Annotated in this window: 17 protein-coding genes; 10 read left to right on the top strand and 7 right to left on the bottom strand. The window is 58.8% G+C overall.

Annotation, left to right across the window (positions count from 1 at the left end):
- Positions 1-60: 60 nt before the first annotated feature.
- The 3 genes from mraY to DXY30_RS14195 all read left to right on the top strand — a co-directional run bounded on the left by mraY (position 61) and on the right by DXY30_RS14195 (position 1822).
- Positions 61-1095 carry a phospho-N-acetylmuramoyl-pentapeptide-transferase gene (gene mraY, locus DXY30_RS09585; protein ID WP_244281369.1) on the top strand — a complete coding sequence of 345 codons (1035 nt, stop codon included), beginning with the start codon at positions 61-63 and terminating at the stop codon, positions 1093-1095.
- Positions 1096-1403: 308 nt separating this feature from the next.
- The gene (locus tag DXY30_RS09580) at positions 1404-1652 is read left to right on the top strand and encodes a hypothetical protein (RefSeq protein WP_115094718.1); all 249 of its coding nucleotides are present in this window, start codon (positions 1404-1406) and stop codon (positions 1650-1652) included.
- Entirely contained in the window at positions 1652-1822 is a 171-nt protein-coding gene (locus DXY30_RS14195) for a hypothetical protein (RefSeq protein ID WP_170951220.1), read from the top strand. The genes DXY30_RS09580 and DXY30_RS14195 overlap by 1 nt, the downstream gene beginning before the upstream one ends.
- A 4-nt stretch (positions 1823-1826) precedes the next feature.
- Here DXY30_RS14195 and DXY30_RS09575 read toward each other — a convergent pair whose 3' ends face one another.
- Positions 1827-2249 carry a M23 family metallopeptidase gene (locus tag DXY30_RS09575; RefSeq protein ID WP_115094717.1) on the bottom strand — a complete coding sequence of 141 codons (423 nt, stop codon included), beginning with the start codon at positions 2247-2249 and terminating at the stop codon, positions 1827-1829.
- Positions 2250-2420: 171 nt separating this feature from the next.
- Here DXY30_RS09575 and DXY30_RS09570 point away from each other — a divergent pair, with 171 nt between their 5' ends.
- Complete coding sequence (locus tag DXY30_RS09570; protein ID WP_115024699.1) at positions 2421-3020, top strand: alpha/beta hydrolase; 600 nt, start codon at positions 2421-2423, stop codon at positions 3018-3020.
- A 100-nt stretch (positions 3021-3120) separates the two neighbouring features.
- Here the strand turns inward: DXY30_RS09570 and DXY30_RS09565 are convergent, their stop codons facing one another.
- Both DXY30_RS09565 and DXY30_RS14325 read right to left on the bottom strand, forming a co-directional pair.
- Entirely contained in the window at positions 3121-3693 is a 573-nt protein-coding gene (locus DXY30_RS09565) for a L,D-transpeptidase (protein ID WP_244281352.1), read from the bottom strand.
- The gene (locus DXY30_RS14325) at positions 3635-3832 is read right to left on the bottom strand and encodes a hypothetical protein (protein WP_206749530.1); all 198 of its coding nucleotides are present in this window, start codon (positions 3830-3832) and stop codon (positions 3635-3637) included. Before DXY30_RS14325 ends, DXY30_RS09565 begins: the two co-directional genes overlap by 59 nt.
- Here DXY30_RS14325 and purT point away from each other — a divergent pair.
- Positions 3831-5009, top strand: coding sequence for a formate-dependent phosphoribosylglycinamide formyltransferase (gene purT, locus DXY30_RS09560; RefSeq protein WP_115094975.1), 1179 nt, complete (start codon positions 3831-3833; stop codon positions 5007-5009). The genes DXY30_RS14325 and purT overlap by 2 nt on opposite strands.
- Here the strand turns inward: purT and DXY30_RS09555 are convergent.
- The 4 genes from DXY30_RS09555 to recN all read right to left on the bottom strand — a co-directional run bounded on the left by DXY30_RS09555 (position 4995) and on the right by recN (position 13512).
- Positions 4995-7118, bottom strand: coding sequence for an HAD family hydrolase (locus DXY30_RS09555; RefSeq protein WP_115094715.1), 2124 nt, complete (start codon positions 7116-7118; stop codon positions 4995-4997). The two genes, purT and DXY30_RS09555, sit on opposite strands and share 15 nt — an antisense overlap.
- Positions 7119-7324: 206 nt before the next feature.
- Positions 7325-8821 carry an alpha/beta fold hydrolase gene (locus DXY30_RS09550; protein ID WP_115094714.1) on the bottom strand — a complete coding sequence of 499 codons (1497 nt, stop codon included), beginning with the start codon at positions 8819-8821 and terminating at the stop codon, positions 7325-7327.
- A complete protein-coding gene (gene uvrA / locus DXY30_RS09545; protein ID WP_115094713.1) occupies positions 8821-11784 on the bottom strand; it encodes an excinuclease ABC subunit UvrA in 2964 nt (987 codons plus the stop codon). The genes DXY30_RS09550 and uvrA overlap by 1 nt, the downstream gene beginning before the upstream one ends.
- Before the next feature lie 45 nt (positions 11785-11829).
- On the bottom strand, positions 11830-13512 hold the full coding sequence (recN, locus tag DXY30_RS09540; protein ID WP_115094712.1) for a DNA repair protein RecN: 1683 nt from the start codon (positions 13510-13512) through the stop codon (positions 11830-11832).
- A 77-nt stretch (positions 13513-13589) separates the two neighbouring features.
- Between recN and DXY30_RS09535 the strand changes: the two genes are divergently transcribed.
- The 5 genes from DXY30_RS09535 (at position 13590) to DXY30_RS09515 (ending at position 19566) form a co-directional block, all read left to right on the top strand.
- Positions 13590-15449, top strand: coding sequence for an AarF/ABC1/UbiB kinase family protein (locus DXY30_RS09535; protein ID WP_115094711.1), 1860 nt, complete (start codon positions 13590-13592; stop codon positions 15447-15449).
- A gap of 24 nt (positions 15450-15473) precedes the next feature.
- Positions 15474-16055, top strand: coding sequence for an alpha/beta hydrolase (locus DXY30_RS09530; protein ID WP_115094710.1), 582 nt, complete (start codon positions 15474-15476; stop codon positions 16053-16055).
- A 101-nt stretch (positions 16056-16156) separates the two neighbouring features.
- A complete protein-coding gene (gene thrC, locus DXY30_RS09525; protein ID WP_115024707.1) occupies positions 16157-17215 on the top strand; it encodes a threonine synthase in 1059 nt (352 codons plus the stop codon).
- Positions 17216-17648: 433 nt separating this feature from the next.
- Entirely contained in the window at positions 17649-18806 is a 1158-nt protein-coding gene (gene dnaN / locus DXY30_RS09520; protein ID WP_115094709.1) for a DNA polymerase III subunit beta, read from the top strand.
- Between the two features lies 1 nt (position 18807).
- Positions 18808-19566 carry an RNA methyltransferase gene (locus DXY30_RS09515; RefSeq protein WP_115094708.1) on the top strand — a complete coding sequence of 253 codons (759 nt, stop codon included), beginning with the start codon at positions 18808-18810 and terminating at the stop codon, positions 19564-19566.
- The last annotated feature ends 23 nt before the right edge of the window (positions 19567-19589 follow it).

Below are 19589 nucleotides of genomic sequence, written 5' to 3'. Positions count from 1 at the left end.
TCCACGGATTCGATCCATCGTCCTTGGTGGGAGAACGGCTCGATTAGTGCCAGCTTGCTCATGCTGGTTGTCTTGGCGACCAGCTTTGCAGCCGACAAATGGATCACCAATGCGCAGCTGAGCCTGCCTCTGTTGATTTCAACGGTCTGCGCAACCGCTACGGCAGCTTTAGGCATACCGCTTCTGCGTCGCTTGAAGATGGGGCAGTTCATCCGCGAGGAGGGACCGGAATCCCATCGGAGCAAAGCGGGAACGCCAACGATGGGGGGTCTGCTCGTCGTTCCCGTCGGAGTCATTCTCGGCAGCCTGATCACGCGGGACCCCGTGGCATCGCAACAACTGCTCAGCCTGGCTTCGCTGACGTTGGCGTTCATGCTGATCGGCGGCGTCGATGACTGGAGCAGCCTCACCAAACACACGAACACAGGTCTGACAGCGCGAGGGAAATTGCTGCTGCAGGCCCTTGCGGCCCTTGTCTTTCTGGTCGTCGCAGCCTGGCAGGGCTGGATCAGCAGCAGCATTGCCTTGCCTTTGGGCCTTGAACTTCCGCTGGGGATCCTGATCTGGCCTTTGGGGCTGTTTGTTGTTCTGGCGGAGAGCAATGCCACCAACCTCACCGATGGCCTGGATGGTCTGGCCAGCGGCTGTGGAGCTCTGGTGTTTACGGGTCTGGCGCTTCAGCTAATGCTGCGAGGGGACAGTGGAGATCCCGCCCTAGCTGGATTTTGCATGACCATGGCAGGGGCGTGGCTGGGATTTCTTGTGCACAACCGAAACCCGGCTCGAGCCTTCATGGGCGACACCGGATCCCTGGCGATGGGGGCAGCCCTCAGTGGTGTCGCCCTGTTGTCCAACAGTCTTTGGCCCCTGCTGGTGATGGGAGGCGTCTTCGTGGCGGAATCCCTCTCCGTGATCATCCAGGTTTGGGTTTTCAAAGCCACGAAAGGGCCTGACGGACAAGGCCGACGCGTGTTCCGCATGGCGCCACTTCATCACCATTTTGAGCTGGGAGGCACCGATGAACGCAGCGTGGTACCAACGTTCTGGCTGGTCACAGCAGGTCTTGTACTTCTGGGGCTGGTGCTGCATCCATAGCGTTGATCTTCGATCAAATCCTGGGAAAAATCCTTTTTAGAACGATCTCAAGGATGAAGCCGTTCAGATCGTCACTGAGTCGAACTTGAATTCATAACACACAAAATCAATATATTTTTCAAAAGATTGATCATCAACCAGCAAAAACAAGTGACGTTTTAAAAATTAGAAGATGACCACAACACTGCCCGCCAAATAGAAGGAGGCGTGAACTAAAAATCCTGAACTGAGGAGATTTCTACATCCAGAACGAAAGCTTTCTTCGGCTCATATCCCTTAAAGTCATGCTTTCGAGGCATCGAGGCAGGATGACCTACTTCACTTGGCGTGAATCCGGTCTCACAGCTGACTGTTCGAGCCTCGAGGCGATGGCTGCCCGCTTTGAGGAGTCAGCCAGTTTGATGCGGCGCATGTCCAGCGAAGGATTCCAGCTGGAACGGCATGGAACAGAGCAGCGCATCACCCATCCCGATCCAACGGTGTTTGAAGCCTGGGGATTCGTCAGCGAAGAATCTCCGGTTCGCCAACTCACGCTGATCCCCGATCTTCAGAACTGATGGAAAACCTGCTTGCCAAAACCGCTGAGCTACTCGCCAGCGCAGCGGCTGATCCCGATCGGGTTCTGCGTTGGGTGCTGATCTATTTCGGTGTGTCGTCGCTTGGATTCATGGGCGTGTGGTTGATCGGAGAAGTGCGTCGTCAGAGCAACAACGCCGATTCGAACTGAGCCCTCAGCGGCTCGCTTCCACAGAACGCTGACGCCACTGAGGCGTCTGTTCCATCGATTTCAGCTGATCAGCACTGGGAGTTTCAAGCGCGTCGAGGAAATGCAGAGGTTCCGCTTCAAAGTGAAGGTGAGGACCGGTTGACCAGCGTCCCGTATTCCCACAAAGACCAATGATCTGACCGCGGTCATAGGAACCTGCGGGGGCACCAGCATTGAGATGGCTGTAGCGGGTCTTAATCCCATCGCCCGCAAGATGGAACGTCCATCCGTGGGTGGATGTCCAGCGACTCCGACCAACACCATCATGTGCCGCGCGCACAGGACGACCAACCCGGCAGGCGATATCCAACGCTGGGTGGTCTGGTTCGACGCCTTGGGTCACCACACCCGACATCGGTACAAGTAACGCGGCAAACAGACCCAGCAAACAATCAAAATGAGAATCGGAAGAGAACCTTAAGACACTGTCCCTTCCGTCAGAGAAAAGACAGGATTCTCGTTTTTCCTTAACGCTCTCTTAAAAGGAAAAAAACCCTGTGCTTCCGGGCCACTCCGCCGGCGGTCTCGCGACGGTTGAAGTGCAAATCAAACGCAGCTCATGCGCAGAGCACTTCTGTTCACTGGTGCCGGCCTGATGGTCGCAGCCGCTGGATTGCCTGGCTTCGCCGCCCCCAAACAAACCGCCCGGACCGTCACCAACGGTTTCGTTCGCTCCAACGTTCTGTTGCCCATCGGTGGCAAACAGCAAGTCTCCAATCCGGTTCCTCAAGATCTGAGCAATCTGTCCGGTTGGACCCGTGAAGAACTCGAAGTGGGTCTAGAGAAGCAGTACGACGTCGACGTTGCTGACGTCACTGAATTCCTCTACTCAGATGAGGGCGAGGCCTTCCTGAAAGCAAGCCTGAATGGCAACTATCACCCGTACTACAGCCAGCAGAACGATCTGCAGGCCGTTCGCAGCGCCATCATTCTCGATGCTGAAGATGGCAAGCTCTCCAGCTACGGAATGATGGCCAAGCTGCCGACCGATCAGCGCCTGCAAGGTGCCATGAAGGTCTGCAATGCCGACGTGAAAGGTGATTTCCACAAGGACACCTCTCTGCTCAGCTGGTACATGAACACTCCGGCCTGCATTCAGGCCTACACCGCCAAGGCCCCTGAGCCCGCTCCAGCTGCTCCCGTTCAGGGACTCTGGTGATCTGACGGCATAACGACAAAAGACGTCGAACAAGCCCTGGGACTACCCAGGGCTTTTTTGATGCCCAGTGCATCAAAAAAAGGCCATCAAAACAAGGGCATCAAGGCAAAACCACCACGGGAGTCCCCACCTCCACAAGCTCAAACACCCTGCGGATGTGTTCGTCATAAAGGCGAACACATCCATGCGACACGGCCCGTCCGACGGTCCAACGATGGGGAGTGCCGTGCAAACCGACGTGGGAGCAGCCTCGAACCTGCACCACTTTCTCGCCATCCCAACCACCGGGATTGGAGCAGTCCTGATGAAAGGCAATCCAGCGCGATCCCAGGGGGTTTCGACCTCCGGGGGGAACCAAAACACCGGTGCCTGGATGCCTCCAAACGGGATCCACCGTCTTGAAAAGCACCCGATGCTCCCCAACAGGGGTTTCCCAACCTTGCGTGCCAACAGCGGCAGGCACACGCAGACGAAGCTGGCCCTGCTCCAGCAGGATCAGCTGACGGCTTGAGCGATCCAACACAAGTTGCTTGTTGGAACGTGAGCGGACTGCAGCCGGCAGCAAAGCCAGCGCCTCTGCATCACTCAGCCATGGAGCAAGCGGTGGAATGGGATCAGCAGGCCTGGCTCTTGCCGCCCCGAGCTGAAGACATCCCCCAGCGAGAACCGCCAACAATGTCGCCCGAAGCACTGTACTCCATCAAGAACTCATCCTTGACGTAGCGGCACATCGAGCCCTGCACTCCCAGGCTGCGGAAAGTCTCAGGACTTGCGTTGATTGATGATGCGGCCAGCCATTCAAAGATCACCATGCCGTCGTTTCCTCGCACCGTGATGCTGCTGGGCAGTGGGGAACTGGGCAAAGAAGTGGCCATCGCTGCCCAGCGACTGGGCTGCCGGGTGATCGCCTGTGATCGCTATGCAGGTGCCCCAGCAATGCAAGTGGCTGACATGGCGGAAGTGTTGCCGATGACCGATGCCGAGGCCTTACTGGCGGTGGTCCGGCGCCATCAACCCGACGTGGTGATCCCGGAGATCGAAGCGCTCGCAGTTCATGCGTTAGCGGAACTGGAACAGGAGGGAATCACCGTGATTCCAACGGCCCGTGCGACGGCCGTCACCATGAACCGTGACCGCATCCGCGACCTGGCAGCCGGCGAACTCGGTCTCCGCACGGCCCGATTCGCCTATGCCTCCAATGCTGAGGAGCTCACAGAGGTAGCGAAACCTCTGGGGTGGCCCGTCGTGGTGAAACCGGTGATGAGTTCCTCCGGCAAAGGACAAAGCGTGGTGAAAGGCCCTGAAGACTTGAAGCAAGCCTGGGAGATCGCCATGGCCGGCGCCCGCGGCACCTCAGACCAAGTGATTGTTGAGGAATTTCTCAGCTTCGATCTGGAAATCACCCTGCTCACCATTCGCCAGCGCAACGGCGAAACCCTCTTCTGTGCACCGATCGGCCACGAACAGGAAGGAGGGGACTATCAGTGCAGCTGGCAGCCCGCCCAACTGACGGAACAGCAACTGAATCAGGCCCAAGCCATGGCCAGGACGGTGACCGACAACCTCGGCGGTGCAGGTCTCTTCGGTGTGGAATTTTTCCTCTGTGGTGATGAGGTGATCTTTTCGGAACTGTCTCCGCGCCCCCACGACACCGGCCTGGTCACATTGATCAGCCAAAACCTGAGCGAATTCGAACTGCACCTGCGTGCCGTTCTGGGCCTGCCGATCCCCGAGATCACCGCAGCTGATGCCGCTGCCAGCCGTGTGATCTTGGCCCAAACGAATATGGACTCCGTCGCTTTTGAAGGGGTCGAACAAGCGCTGACGGAAGCTGACACCCAATTGCTGCTGTTCGGCAAGCCCACGGCCCGCCCTGGTCGGCGGATGGGTGTGGCATTGGCAAGGGGAGGAGATCGGAAGGAAGCACAAGCCAAGGCCGACAGGGCAGCCGCCTGTATGACCGTGATCCCGGGATCAACGGCTGCCTGAAAACCGGTAGTGGGTTAAGCCATCCAGCACCGCTCCAACACTGGGGCGTTTCGACACGTACACCCGCTGCTGGGTCCGTTGACCCAACAAACAAGGATCGTGATCCGCAGGCACCACCGTGGCGGGTAAACCATCCAGCAGCTCTCCATCACCCTGCTGACTGGCCACCACCAGAACCCGCTCCAGGGGGAGCCCCCAAGAGTGAGCCAGGAAGCGAATGGCCTCGCTGCGGGAGGCGCGCTGCGGCAGAACATCCAAGAACCAGTGACAGCGAAGCTGGGGTTCAGCCTGCAAAGCATGGCGCCGCAAGCACTGACGGGCCAATCCGATCAACCCACGGTTGGAGGCACGCAACAAGTAGCTGACCTTGAAACGACTTTGATGATCAAGGTCCTGAAGCCGGATGTGTTCCTGCAGGTGACCCATCGCTGCAAGAACAGCATCGCGATCCCAGGCCTCACTGATCCGCTGCGCCCAAACGGGGTCCGCTGCGCGATCAAGACCATGGTGAATCTCGGTTCCAGCCCGGCAGATCCAGGCCTTGGGATCGGGAAGATGCAACTCGTGGTAGCGCTGACGTGCCTGAGCCAGGGAGCGACCCGTAAGGATGACCAACCCTGTCGAGGCGGAAAAGGGTTCGGCTTGAAGCCGATCGCGCAAATGCGCAAGGGAGCTTTCCTCCGGCAACTCCAAACTGCTGTCGAGATCCAGCGCCAGGAGCCTGGAGACAGGACTGGGCCGCCTCACCACCGACAACGCTCGAACAGGTGACGAACGAATCCTTTGCTGCATCAGGGCGAGGTATTTGCACACATGGGCATCCCAACTGAAGTGGCGACTGATCGCCTCCACCCCGTTATCACTCCAACGTCGCCAACGGGGTGCATCACTGCCGGCGAGTTCCAGGGCTTCCTGAAGTGCCCCAGGATCGGTGACGTCTGCCAAAAGACCGTTGTCGCAACGGTGTTGGATATCCCGTGGCCCCCCATCGTCGGTCGCCACCATCGGCAAACCACAGGCCGCGGCCTCCAGCAGGGTGAGTCCGAAGGGTTCCGTCAAAGCCGGGTTCACAAACAACCCGCCACGACGGGCAGCCCAGCGATACAGGGCGGGAATCTGGGCACGACTGTGTTGTTTGGGATAAGCCACCTGGCCATAGAGGTCAAAGCGATCCACCAGATCGAACACCTGCTGAAGCACATCGCGCTGCTGCTTCTCGAGCTGACGCGGGTCATCCCGACAGCCAAGCACAAGCACGAGGTTGTGACGCTGCCGCAGCACCGGTGACTGGCCGTAGGCCTCCACAAGCGCAGGAATGTTCTTGCGCCGAACCGCACGGGAAATCGCGAGCAGGGGTGCGCGATCTGGCTCCCTCAGGAAAGGCTGCAACAGGCTTTCCACAGCAGAGCATTCCTGCGACGAACCGTGGGGATGGAACCGTGTGGCATCGACCCCGGGGGGGACCACCTCCGCCTGCGCCGCCTGAAAGTGGCCGTAGCGCGAGTACTGCTGATCAGCTTCCTGACGGGTACTAGTGATCACCAGATCGGCTTGCGCCAGAGCGCGCTCTTCGGCGTCGATGCGACGGCTGATGGCATAGGTCTGCTCAATCTGAGAGCGATCAAGACCACCGGCCAGGAGGCGACGCTGTTTCTCCCGCCCGAGAGAGTGCCCGGTGAACACCAGAGGAATGCCCAGCCGCTGACTGACCAGAGCACCCACCAAGCCGGCATCGGCGTAGTGGGCATGAATCCAGTCCACCCTCTGGCCAGGCTGGCTCAGATGTTCCACCAGTTGATCAGCCAGCTCCTCGAGATGAGGCCATAGGAGCTCCTTTCGCAGATACCGCTTCGGTCCGAATGGGAAACGCAGGATGCGGGCACCCGGACAAATGACCTCCTCCCGTTTGCTGTAGTCGAGATCAAAACGACGGTCCTGAATCAACCGCGTCACCACATCAACCTGCTCGACCTCGGCCCGCTGCGCCAGGCTGCGCGCAAGCTCGAGAACATAGAGCGTCTGGCCACCGGTATCAGCATCCCGTCCGAGTTCGAGCTCATGGGAACGAAACAGACCGTGAAGATGCAGATGCAACAACCGGATCCCCATTCGCTCACCTCACAAACAACAACGGAACACAGATTCAGTGCCGTTGGTTTTTCTTTAGAGGCGGAAGAAGAGCTAAAAAATGAAAAAAACCTTAGAAGGCGCTGAAATCAAACAGCTAAAAAAAGCCGACTCTCTTTCTCTCGCAGGTGATCTGAGCTCAAGAAACTGCACTCATGCCGACTGCTGTATGTAACAACCCGGCAACGTCAGAGGCGGTCACTCACATCGACCAGGCTGCCCTGTTCATCACCCCAACCACCCCTGGAGAAGGTGATCGCGCCATCCACCTCAAGCTGCTCATTGATCCAGCCGAGGATGACCGGTCCAACGCGTGCCGGAGACGCTTCACCACGAAAACTGCGGAGGCTGAAGTGGTCAGCACCCTGTACCAACACCAAGCGATGACCCCGCTCCACTGCCTTGGTCTCGCGCATCGGAAGGATCGCTTCCGGACCCGAAGGCACCACCCAGTCGCGCGTGCCGCTGATCAGCAACAGCTTTGCCGGAAGAGTCTCCAAGCGACTGCCATCAAACAACAAACGCAGCGGCGGACTGACAGCCACCACAGCCTTGACCCTTGGATCCGAAACAGCGGCTTGGTTGATCCCCGATAGCCAACTGCACTGGAGCACCCAGCTGATGTTTCGCTCCGGATGCTTCAGGTCGTTGCACCGGGATTTGAGTCTGTGATCGGTGGGAACACCACCAGCCAACTGAAAGCTGGTGGTGCCTCCCCAGGAATGACCCACCACCGCAACAGCATTGGTGTTCAAGTTGGCGTCTGCCAGGAGACGACGTGCACTGACTGCATCCAACAGAGCGGACACATCAAGGGGCCGGAGCCGCAGTTCTTCAGGCCCAGGGGGCGGCGCATCACCAGAAAGCATCGCCTTCTGCTGATTGAAATCACTGCCTGGATGGTCCGGCATCAGCACCGTGTACCCATGCGCGGCCAGCACCTCACCCCAACCCTCAAAGGATTCCGGATCGTCCCAAAGCCCATGGGAAATAACAACCAAACGACCATTGGCCGACGATGCAGGCTGAAGGATCAAAACCCGCAGGGATTGTGGGCGATGGGGCACGGCAACTTGAATAACCTCACGGGACCAGCTGGAGCGAAGCGGAGTACGAAGTCCTGCCGACACGGAAGCGGGATCACCGGAACGGGCCAGAGCGACCCCCTCCTCAAGATTGGTTTTGAGCCGATTGGCCACGTCAACAACGCGCGACAGATCAATCGACGCCTCCTCTCCCGGCAACTCCCTCAGAAAACCAAGGATGTTGGGTTGTCCACTGCCTTCAGCGCGTAGCAGGGCATCCGTCAGCATCCGTCCACTGACATCCGGCTCAACACCCTCAAGGTCCACCAGATGCGTCGCCGCATTGAGGGCCTGCTCCAGAAGAGGCTGACCCGTCGATCCCGCCAAAAAGGCCTTTGTTTCCAGTGGCAGTGGCGTAAGGAACACCTGACGCAGCAGCTCCAACAACTTGCCGCCACTGGCCAATTGCAGGTCCTGCAGATCCGGACTGGCTTGGATCAACTGCTCAGCGGACTGACCAGCGGAGAGATTGATCGTGACCTGCGTTTCCAAAAACACCAATCGCAGCACCAGTCGCTCAAGTGCTGAAGCGGGACCCCCTGCCAAGGCCAGCGAGATGCCAACACCCAGGGCGGCCAGGTGTGTCCGAAGTCGAGCCATCAAGCTGCCAGGGGAACGGGAAGTTCAGGGGGATGCTGCTCCAAAACACGGCTGAGATAACGGCCTGTGTGACTGGTGGGGTGCTGGGCAACCTCCTCTGGAGTCCCCGTGACCAAGATCTCTCCTCCACGATCACCACCTTCAGGGCCGAGATCGATGACCCAGTCACTGCAACGGATCACATCGAGATTGTGCTCAATGCAGATGATTGAATTGCCCTTGTCCACCAATCGCTGCATCACGTCCATCAGCTTGTGCACGTCGTAAAAGCTGAGGCCGGTCGTGGGCTCATCAATCAGATAGAGGGTCTTGCCGGTGGCCCGCCGTGACAATTCCGTCGCCAACTTCACCCGCTGGGCTTCACCCCCCGAAAGAGTTGGCGCCGGCTGGCCAAGTTTGACGTAGCCCAAGCCCACATCCACCAGCGTGCGTAACCGATCTGCAGCCTGTGGAATCGCATCAAACACCTCAGCGGCCTGCTCCACCGTCATCTGGAGCACATCAGCAATGGTGTAACCCTTGTATTTGACCTGCAGGGTTTCGCGGTTGAACCGAGCGCCCTTGCAGACATCGCACTGAACATAGACGTCCGGCAGGAAGTTCATTTCAATCACGTTCACGCCCTGACCGCGGCAGGCCTCACAGCGGCCGCCCTTCACGTTGAAACTGAATTGCCCCACCTGGTAACCACGGGCCTTCGCCTCCACCGTGGCCGCGAACACCTGCCGGATCGGATCAAAAGCACCGGTATAGGTGGCCGGATTGGATCGGGGCGTCCGTCCAATCGGGCTCTGATCGATCACGATCACCTTGTCGATCGACTTCAGCCCTCGCAGCTCCCCAACACCCTGCGGAAAGGGGACTTTGAAACCCAGCCCATTTTCCAGAGCCGGATGCAAAAGCTCATTCACCAGGGTGCTTTTGCCGCTACCGCTCACACCGGTAACGGACACCAGCCGTCCCAGTGGAAACTCAACCGAAACGTTCTTGAGGTTGTTGCGATTGCAATCGATCAGCTTGAGGGAACGTGAACCGCTCTGGCGGCGTTCGGCCGGCGTGGGAATCGAGCGGCGGCCGCTCAGATAGGCACCGGTGAGGGATTCGCTGCTCGCAACCAAGTCATCGAAACTTCCCTCGGCCACGATGTGGCCACCATGGACGCCGGCACCGGGACCGATATCCACCACGTGATCTGCAGCACGGATGGTGTCTTCATCGTGTTCCACCACCACCAGGGTGTTTCCAAGATCCCTGAGCCTCACCAGAGTGTTCAGGAGACGGTCGTTGTCCCGCTGGTGCAGGCCGATGCTCGGCTCATCGAGCACGTAAAGCACCCCTGTGAGACCAGCGCCGATCTGGGTGGCCAACCGAATGCGCTGGGCCTCACCGCCGGAGAGCGTCATCGCCGGACGATCCAAGCTGAGGTAATCCAGACCGACATCCAGCAGAAACTTCAAGCGCAGACGGATTTCCCTGAGCACCAGATCACCGATCTGAATCTGTCGGGGACTCAACAAAGGCTCTGAACCCTCATAGGCACCAACGCCCATCAATTTTTCGATCCGTTCCAGGGTCTGACCGACGCTGACAGCAGTGAGTTCTGGAATCCGGTAGGGACCGACCGTCACAGCCAGGGCTTCCGGTCGGAGCCGCTGACCGCCACAGGCTTCGCAAGGTACGAGCTCGAGATACTTCTCCAACTTCTGCCGTTGGGCTTCACCGCTGGCATCGCGAAGCTGCCGCTCGAGAATCGGAAGAATGCCTTCGAAAGGGCGGGTGTATCCCCCTTTGCCCTTGCGATACCGGCTATCAGCCTGAATCAGAATCGGTTCACGGCTTCCGTTGAGCAGCACATCCCGCTGTTCATCCGTGAGCTCATTCCATGGGGTCTTGATCTCAAAGCCGAAGGCTTCACCAACCGAGAACAACAGTGAAAAGTAATAGCTGTTGTCTTTCTCTGCCCAAGGGGCAACGGCGGAATAAACGGGCTGACTGGGATCCGGAATCACCCGATCCACTGTGAATTTGCGCAGATGCCCGATGCCATGGCAAGCCTCACAGGCGCCGTAAGGGCTGTTAAACGAAAACAGCCGTGGAGATAGTTCCTCCATCACAGCGCCGTGAACGGGGCAGGCGAAGTTCTCGGAGTAGAGCCGCTCCCGTTCAACGCCGTCGGGAAGCTCCTCACCTTTCTTTGGCACGACCTCCACAAGCGCCAAACCATCGCCGCGTTTGAGAGCCGTGCGCAACGAATCGGTCAGCCGTTCCTGCACCCCCTCACGGGACACAAGGCGATCGACCACCACCTCGATGTTGTGGCTGTGGTTCTTGTCGAGTTCAATGTTGTCGGCCAGTTCGCGCACCTCACCGTTGATGCGCACCCGAGCAAAACCCTCAGCCGCCAGACCACTGATCAGCTTGGTGTGGGTGCCCTTTTTGCCACGCACCACCGGCGCCAGCAATTGATACCGGGTTCCCTCCGGCAACAAAAGAATCTGATCGACCATCTCGTCGATGCTCTGCGGCTTAATCGAGCGACCACATTTGGGGCAATGGGGTTCGCCAGCCCGGCCGAACAGCAAACGGAGGTAGTCCTGGATCTCCGTAACGGTGCCCACCGTGGAGCGCGGGTTGTGACTGGTGGATTTCTGATCAATGGAGATCGCGGGGGACAACCCTTCGATGGCATCCACATCGGGCTTGTCCACCTGACCTAGGAACTGCCTGGCGTAAGCCGACAGACTTTCGACATAGCGGCGCTGCCCTTCCGCAAAGATCGTGTCGAACGCCAGCGAACTCTTGCCGCTGCCACTCACCCCGGTGAAGACCACCAGCTTGTTGCGGGGGATCGTGACGTCGACGTTCTTGAGGTTGTGCTGTCGAGCACCCCTCACCCGAATCACGTCGTCCTGAATCGCCAGCGGGCCAGCTGAGTCAGTGATCTTGGCAGCAGCTCGCGCCATCAGGACCCGTTGGAAGGCCCAAAAGCTTAGGAAGAACCGAAGCCTTCAAGCTGTTCGCTGGTCCAGCAGGCTGGCTGCATAGGCATCGGCCTGATCGCCACCAGCGAGATCAGCCAGCTCCTGGCGACGTTCCTGGGTGTCCCGCAGTCGGGACACTCGCGAATGGGTCACGCCGTCCTCCACATGCTTGCTGACACGGAAATGGTGATCAGCCACTGCCGCCACGAGCGGTTGGTGGGTGACGCAAAACACCTGACGCTGATGGGCCAGAGTTTGAAGGAGATGCGCCATGGCACCACTCACGCGTCCACTCACGCCGGCATCAATCTCGTCGAACAACAAGGTGCTGGATCCATCCACTGCGGCAAGGGTGGTCTTGAGAGCAAGCAGAAAACGGGACATCTCACCCCCTGACGCCACCTCCGTCAACGGTGCCATCGGCTGGCCGGGATTGGCGGAAAACAGGAATTGCACAGCATCCGCACCATGCTCTGCGGGATCACATGAATTGAGATCCACCTTGAAACGCACGTTGGCCAGACCCATGGGAGGCAACAGCTCAAGCAACGAGGCCTCCAGAGCAGCAGCAGCCTTGGAACGCTCACGATGCAACGCCGCATTGGCTTGATCACGCCTTTGACGTTGATCGTTTTCGTCCTGGTGCAAGCGAGCGAGATCCGCCGCGAATCCTTCGGCACCCAGACGATGAAACAGGTCATCTCGACGCTGAATCAAACCGGCCAGATCGAGGCCGTAGCGGCGCTGCAGGCGTTTTAAAACCGACAAGCGGTCTTGGATGCGCTCGAGATGATCTGGATCACTCTCGAGTGCAAGACCGTACTGATCAAGGGAACGCAACAAGGCCTCAACGCCGGCCTCGAGATCCAAAGCCTGATCTCGCAGCGGCTCAACGGAACCATCCAGCTGGGCCATGGCCTGAAGCTCCTGGATGGAAACTGACAAATGATCCTGAAGAGAGGGTCCCTGATCAGCACCATCGCGGAGACGCCCAAACAAAAGAGCAAGACCCTCCAGAAGACGAACCCCATGAACAAGGCGATCCTGATCCTGTGCAAGCCGCTGCTGTTCGTCGGGGTCTTCCAGATCGGCAGCCTGCAGTTGCTCCAACTGCTCCTCCAGTTCAGCCCGCTCCTGTTCAGAGCGCTGCTGTTCCCGCTCGAGAGTCATCAAGGCATCCGCAGCAACACGCCACTCCGACCAGGCCTCAGCCACCTGCTGTTTAATCACCGCCAACGGGGAGCCACCGAGACGGTCCAACCAAAGACGTTGTTGCCCAGCGCGTGACAACAACTGAGTCTGGCCTTGAACGGTGAGATCGATCAGCAGTGGTCTGAGCTCAAGCAACTGCTGACGGTTCACCGTGCTGCCGTTCAGACGGCAGCGACTGGAGAAGCGATCACCGTCTTGCCGTTTCCACTCACGGCTAATCAGGAGCTCCTCTTCAGGGTCAAACTCCGCCGCAACCAGCCACTGTTCAAGGGCTGGGCTGAGTTGAAACGCAGCTTCGATCCTGGCTCGATCAACCCCAGCGCGAAGCAGACGAATACCGCTGGCCCCCTGCGCTCCACCGAGAACCGCATCGAGGGCATCAAGAAGAATCGACTTCCCTGCTCCGGTCTCACCGGTGAGCACCGTGAAGCCCGAGCTGAACTCCAGTTCAAGACTCTCGATCAGAGCAATGTTCTGCAGCAGCAGACCGGTGAGCACATCCAGCCCTGTGATGATGCCGACCGTAGCGGCAGCTCGGTTCGTTTAGAAGGGGTGTCGGACATCCCGATGAATTGATGGCGCAGGAGCTCGGGGATTTCATCGAAGCCGCGGGGTTGCTTGAGTACGACCCCGCCGCCATCACGCGTATTTATGCCGGTCATCCCCAACGGCTGATCCGACGGCTCTGGCAAACCCTGGTGCCCATTGGCCTGTTGCTTCTGGGCGTCGCCTTCGACTGGATCTTCCAGTTGCTGAAAGATGAAGAACGGGCTCGGGCTCGAGCCCGCGAATGCGCTGAGCTGCTGGTGGATCTCGGCCCCGCCTTCATCAAGGCCGGCCAGGCACTCTCCACCCGACCGGACATCGTCCCGCCACTGCTGCTGGAGGAACTGGCCCAGTTGCAGGACCAACTCCCCGGCTTCGACAGCGGCCTGGCCATGGCCTGCATCGAGGAGGACCTGGGGGCACCGGTGGATGAAATTTTCGAGCAGCTCGACCGGGATCCGATTTCCGCCGCCTCCCTGGGACAGGTGCATAAGGGAACCCTCAAGGGTGGCGCCAGGGTGGCGGTGAAGGTGCAGCGCCCAGGCCTGCGCGAACAGATCACCCTGGATCTATACATCGTGCGCAACATCGCAGCCTGGTTGAACAGCAACATCGGGGTGATCCGCAGCGACCTCGTCGCCTTGATCGACGAACTGGGGCGACGGGTGTTCGAAGAGATGGACTATCTCAACGAAGCCTCGAATGCAGAGACCTTCGCTGAGCTGCATCAGCAGAACCCTCGAATCGCTGTTCCGAAGATCTATCGCAACGCCACCAGCCGCCGCGTGCTGACGATGGAATGGATCGACGGCGTCAAACTCACCAATCTGGATGCCGTTCGGGAACTCGGTGTAGATCCAGACGACATGGTGGAGGTGGGCGTGAATTGCAGCCTTCAACAGTTGCTGGAGCATGGCTTCTTCCATGCCGACCCCCACCCCGGCAATCTCCTGGCTCTCGAGGACGGACGCCTCTGTTATCTCGACTTCGGGATGATGAGCGAGGTCAGCCGCGAGTCACGCACGGGCTTGATTCAAGCGGTTGTCCATCTGGTGAACCGGAACTTCGGGAAGCTCTCCAAAGACTTCGTCACCCTTGGTTTCCTGGCGGAAGACGTGAACCTGGAACCGATTGTTCCGGCCTTTGAGAAGGTCTTCAGCCAGGCGTTGGAAGCCGGCGTCAACCGCATGGATTTCAAAGCGGTCACCGATGACATGTCCGGTGTGATGTACAAATTCCCGTTCCGGGTGCCGCCCTATTACGCCCTAATCATTCGGTCACTGGTCACCCTCGAGGGCATCGCTCTGAGTGTGGATCCGAACTTCAAGATCCTCGGTGCGGCGTATCCCTACTTCGCGCGGCGGCTGATGGAAGACCCGGATCCCCAACTACGTCAGAGCCTCAAGGAGATGCTGTTCGACGGAGACGCCTTCCGCTGGACCCGTCTGGAAAATCTTGTGTCTAGCGCTGCAAGCCAAGCCCAACTGGACCTGGAAGCGCTACTCGACCAACTGCTCGACTTTCTGTTCTCTCCCAAGGCGGGACTGCTTCGGGATCAATTGGTGACTGCCGCTGTGGAGAGACTGGACGCTCTGGGGTGGTCCACGATGCAGCGCCTGGGTCGACGTCTACCCAAACGACTGCAACCCTCCGCCATCGCCCAGACGCCTCCAGGGCTCTCGGATCCACTGATGCAACTGGAGCCAGTACGAGAATTAATTCTGGTGTTGCAGTCATTGCCGGGGTTCAAACCGGAACTTCTGCTGCGACGGATGCCCAGAGTTCTGAATGAGCCGGACACCCGCCGTATGGGATTCCAGGTGGCTCAAGGGCTGGCCGAACGAGGAGTTGTCCGCCTGGTGCGGGTCGCCGCTGGAGTTCCTGCCTAAGTTCCTGAGAACACCGTCAGCGTGATGCTTCTCAAGCCCTTCACCCGTTCGTCACTGCTGGCCGTGGCGGCAGGACTTGGAATCGGTTGGAGCAGCGTCATGCAACCTCTGCATGCCGCCACGGATGTAGCCCTTGTCAGTGGTGCCTTCCGCCGCTCGATTCCCGTCAAGGAATTTGAACACCTGGCCGAGACCGGTGAAGCCATCGGCCTGCTGGGCAATCTGCTTGAACTGTCCGGGCAGGACCCTCAGGAGGTATCGCAGATGCTCAATCAGAGCCTCGAACTTCCGCTAGTGCTTACCAGCCGTTTAATCAATACACGGATCGGTGAAGCCATCCTGCGTCGTGCTTCACGCATCATCTACCCCATCTACACACCGGAACCCGAGGTGAGTGTTCCGGCGATCCGTGCAGGGGTGATCAGTGGATTGCAAAGCGAGGAAGGCCTCACCGCTGTGAGCTTTCTGAAGGGGTATCCCAATGCCGTTATGGCGGTGAACCTGCCAGCTTTGTTTGGGGTGATTGAGAAAGCGGAATCGATTGCCGGCCTGGTGCAGTTTTTCTCCGACTCCCCCTTGGACGGACTGAAGGACGCGCAACCCTGACCAACTCCTGAACGGACGCCGCCTAGATTCCGGAAATCCCCCCATCCCAGCCGGTGTCCCTGTTTCAGAACCTCCGTCGGCGTTTCACTGCCACCCCTGTGATGCAGGACTGGCCTGGACTGATTGAGGCCTATCGCAGCTGGCTTCCCGTCACCGATGCAACCCCGGTGATCACCCTTCGGGAGGGAGCGACTCCTCTGATTCCCGTGCCATCGATTGCGGAACAGATCGGCAAGGGCGTGAAAGTGTTCGTGAAATACGACGGCCTGAATCCCACAGGGTCCTTCAAAGACCGGGGAATGACCATGGCCATCAGCAAAGCCAAGGAAGCCGGTTGTGAAGCGGTGATCTGTGCAAGCACAGGCAACACCAGTGCTGCAGCAGCGGCCTATGCCCGGCGGGGAGGAATGCGGGCCTTCGTGTTGATCCCTGATGGCTATGTCGCCCAGGGAAAACTGGCTCAAGCTCTGGTGTATGGCGCTGAGGTCTTAGCGATCCGCGGCAACTTCGATCGTGCCCTGGACATCGTTCGGGAAGCGGCGGAGAAGTATCCGGTCACCCTGGTGAACTCGGTGAACCCCTACCGGCTTCAGGGCCAAAAGACGGCTGCTTTCGAAATCGTGGATGCCCTCGGAGACGCACCCGACTGGCTTTGCATTCCCATGGGCAACGCGGGAAATATCACCGCCTATTGGATGGGTTTTCAGGAATATCAGCAGGCGGGCCGGAGCCGGAACCTGCCCCGGATGATGGGCTTCCAGGCCAGCGGATCAGCTCCTCTGGTGAACAACACGACGGTGACGGACCCCGAAACCATCGCCACAGCCATCCGCATCGGCAACCCGGTCAACCGAGCCAAGGCCCTGGCGGCACGCGAAGCCAGCAAAGGAGCGTTCCTGGATGTCACCGATGCGGAAATCATCGAGGCTTACAAACTCTTGGGCGGTCAGGAGGGAATCTTCTGCGAACCCGCCAGTGCTGCATCTGTGGCAGGCCTGCTCAAACGCAAGGACGAAGTACCGGCTGGCTCAACGGTGGTCTGCGTTCTGACCGGCAACGGCCTCAAGGATCCCGACTGCGCGATCAGCAACAACGACGCCGCCTTCCACACCGACCTCAATCCCGATCTCGACACCGTTGCCAATGTCATGGGCTTCTAAAACGGCATTCCATCGACGTCCTCCAGCCCCCCGACGGGGGCTTTTTCATGGCCATTGGACCAAACCAGCCGACAAAGCGGCTGCAGAAAACAACCAAAAACCGAATGCACACGCTGTGGAAAACAGGTGAAAACAACTCCTCCAGCTAAGTGGATGGTTTTCCACCTGCTGTGAAGACGTGGAAAACAGGTCTGCACTCCCCATTCCGTAAAAATTTCTCCTCAAGCATTGGTGAAGCAGAACTCTCTTGACCACTGACTTTCAAGCAGCTTTCCCCCTTTTCCCCAGGCCCTACTACGACTGTTTTAGTTTTATTTTTTTAAATCCATAAAAACAAAACAGCCGAAAAGAGGATCCCGTTGCGCTGGCCATTGCACTTCCCCTCAGCCTGTGAAACGGTGGGGCACCTCAGCGCACTCAGGTCGTCAAGACGATGAAGGTGGTCTGTTCACAGTCCGAACTGAATAGCGCCTTGCAATTGGTGAGCCGTGCGGTGGCAACCCGGCCCACCCATCCGGTTTTGGCCAATGTGTTGCTTACGGCCGATGCTGGAAGCAATCGCCTCAGCCTGACGGGGTTCGATCTGAGTCTGGGGATTCAGACCTCTCTCGCCGCCAGTGTGGAAACCAGTGGAGCGATCACGCTTCCGGCCCGATTGCTGGGAGAGATTGTCTCCCGTTTATCCAGCGATTCTCCTGTCACTCTCGCGGTAGAGGATGCCGGCGAGCAGGTTCAGCTCACCAGCCTGAGTGGTAGCTATCAGATGCGCGGTATGAGTGCTGATGACTACCCCGATCTCCCGATGGTGGAGAGCGGCATGACGCTCAAACTTCAGCCTGAACGGTTGGTACAGGCGCTCAAGGGCACCCTGTTCGCGAGCAGCGGCGATGAAGCGAAGCAACTGCTCACCGGTGTTCATTTGAAGTTCAACCAGCGGGCTCTAGAAGCTGCTGCCACCGATGGACACCGCCTTGCTGTACTCAATGTTGACGATGCTCTGCAGGATGCGGCCATCGCTGATGCCGTTGATGAACAGGGTTTCGCGGTGACCCTCCCCGCACGTTCTCTTCGAGAGGTCGAGCGTTTGATGGCGTCCTGGCGTTCCGATGAACCCGTCAGTTTGTTTTGTGATCGTGGCCAAGTGGTGTTTCTCGCTGCCGACCAGATGGTCACCAGTCGCACGCTGGAGGGCACGTATCCCAATTACGGCCAGTTGATTCCCGATGGTTTCAACCGCACCTTCGGGATGGATCGTCGTTCATTGATTGCAGCTCTGGAACGCATTGCTGTTCTTGCTGATCAACACAACAACGTCGTGAAATTCAGCAGTCAGCCTGAGGAGGGTGTTGTGTTGATCAGTGCTGATGCACAGGATGTGGGCAGCGGCTCGGAGTCACTACCAGCCAGCCTGGATGGTGATGCCATGCAGATTGCTTTCAATGTTCGCTATTTGCTGGATGGTCTCAAGGCCATGGGCTCTGATCGGATTGTTCTGCACTGCAATGCACCCACCACGCCGGCTGTGCTTCGTTCGGATGAAACGTCTGAAGCTTTCACGTATCTGGTAATGCCCGTCCAGATTCGTTCCTGATGTGTCTCTTCCGGATCAGCTTCTCCTCAGTGATCTTCTGAGTCATACCGTCCGTTGTGATCTGGGCTTGGATCACGGACCTGGGGTGATGGCCTGGATGCATCCGCCTGTGCATCGGTTGCTGGGTTGGGTCAGTCGACCGTCAGCTCTGCGTATGTCTCGCGATGTCTGGCGTTTGAACCAATGTTGTGGCTTTACGGATCAGCAGGTTTTTGTGCGCGGCGAACCGGCGGTCACCGATCAGGTGATGCTGGAACGCTTGCCGACTTTGATGGAGGCAACGTTGCTGGATCGTGATGGTGAACGAATTGGCAGCGTTGTTGATCTTGATTTCCGACCAGCGGACGGCGCGATTCTTCACTACCTGATCGCGCGCAGCGACCCGCGACTTCCAGGGAGTTCCCGCTGGCGTTTGGCTCCGGATCGCATCCTTGACCAGCAACCGGGTCAGATTCAAACCGCCCTGATGGGATTGGATGATTTGCCGATGGCCCGCGCCAGTGTCCGTCAGGACCTGCTCCAACGCACCCAACGTTGGCGGGACCAGTTGCGCGTCATGGGTGACCGGGCCGGCGATCGCCTGGAGGGTTGGTTGGAGGACTCGCCAATGGATGATCTGCGGCCAGAGCCCATCCGCTCTTCGCTAGGGGACGTCGAATCAGAGGCTGTCTCTGAGCCTGAATCTGAGGTCTGGGACGACGACAGCTGGGAGGAAACTCCGTCCCCCCGCCGCCGACAGGACGAAGACCCCTGGGTCTGACGGTCGGTCGGCAACACTGGGGG

Source organism: Synechococcus sp. UW106, assembly GCF_900474015.1.
Taxonomy (GTDB): Bacteria; Cyanobacteriota; Cyanobacteriia; order PCC-6307; family Cyanobiaceae; genus Parasynechococcus.
Note: the sequence above shows the minus strand (reverse complement) of the source record. Positions and strands in the feature narration are given on the sequence as shown.

Bases quoted from the DNA above. Each gene is read 5' to 3' on its own strand.
- dnaN (WP_115094709.1), top strand. From the start codon at position 17,649: ATGAAGGTGGTCTGTTCACAGTCCGAACTGAATAGCGCCTTGCAATTG.
- purT (WP_115094975.1), top strand. From the start codon at position 3,831: ATGCCGTCGTTTCCTCGCACCGTGATGCTGCTGGGCAGTGGGGAACTG.
- DXY30_RS09535 (WP_115094711.1), top strand. From the start codon at position 13,590: ATGGCGCAGGAGCTCGGGGATTTCATCGAAGCCGCGGGGTTGCTTGAG.
- DXY30_RS09580 (WP_115094718.1), top strand. From the start codon at position 1,404: ATGACCTACTTCACTTGGCGTGAATCCGGTCTCACAGCTGACTGTTCG.
- DXY30_RS09530 (WP_115094710.1), top strand. From the start codon at position 15,474: ATGCTTCTCAAGCCCTTCACCCGTTCGTCACTGCTGGCCGTGGCGGCA.
- thrC (WP_115024707.1), top strand. From the start codon at position 16,157: ATGCAGGACTGGCCTGGACTGATTGAGGCCTATCGCAGCTGGCTTCCC.
- DXY30_RS09555 (WP_115094715.1), bottom strand. From the start codon at position 7,118: ATGGGGATCCGGTTGTTGCATCTGCATCTTCACGGTCTGTTTCGTTCC.
- uvrA (WP_115094713.1), bottom strand. From the start codon at position 11,784: ATGGCGCGAGCTGCTGCCAAGATCACTGACTCAGCTGGCCCGCTGGCG.
- DXY30_RS14325 (WP_206749530.1), bottom strand. From the start codon at position 3,832: ATGGTGATCTTTGAATGGCTGGCCGCATCATCAATCAACGCAAGTCCT.
- DXY30_RS14195 (WP_170951220.1), top strand. From the start codon at position 1,652: ATGGAAAACCTGCTTGCCAAAACCGCTGAGCTACTCGCCAGCGCAGCG.
- DXY30_RS09550 (WP_115094714.1), bottom strand. From the start codon at position 8,821: ATGGCTCGACTTCGGACACACCTGGCCGCCCTGGGTGTTGGCATCTCG.
- DXY30_RS09570 (WP_115024699.1), top strand. From the start codon at position 2,421: ATGCGCAGAGCACTTCTGTTCACTGGTGCCGGCCTGATGGTCGCAGCC.
- mraY (WP_244281369.1), top strand. From the start codon at position 61: ATGCTGGTTGTCTTGGCGACCAGCTTTGCAGCCGACAAATGGATCACC.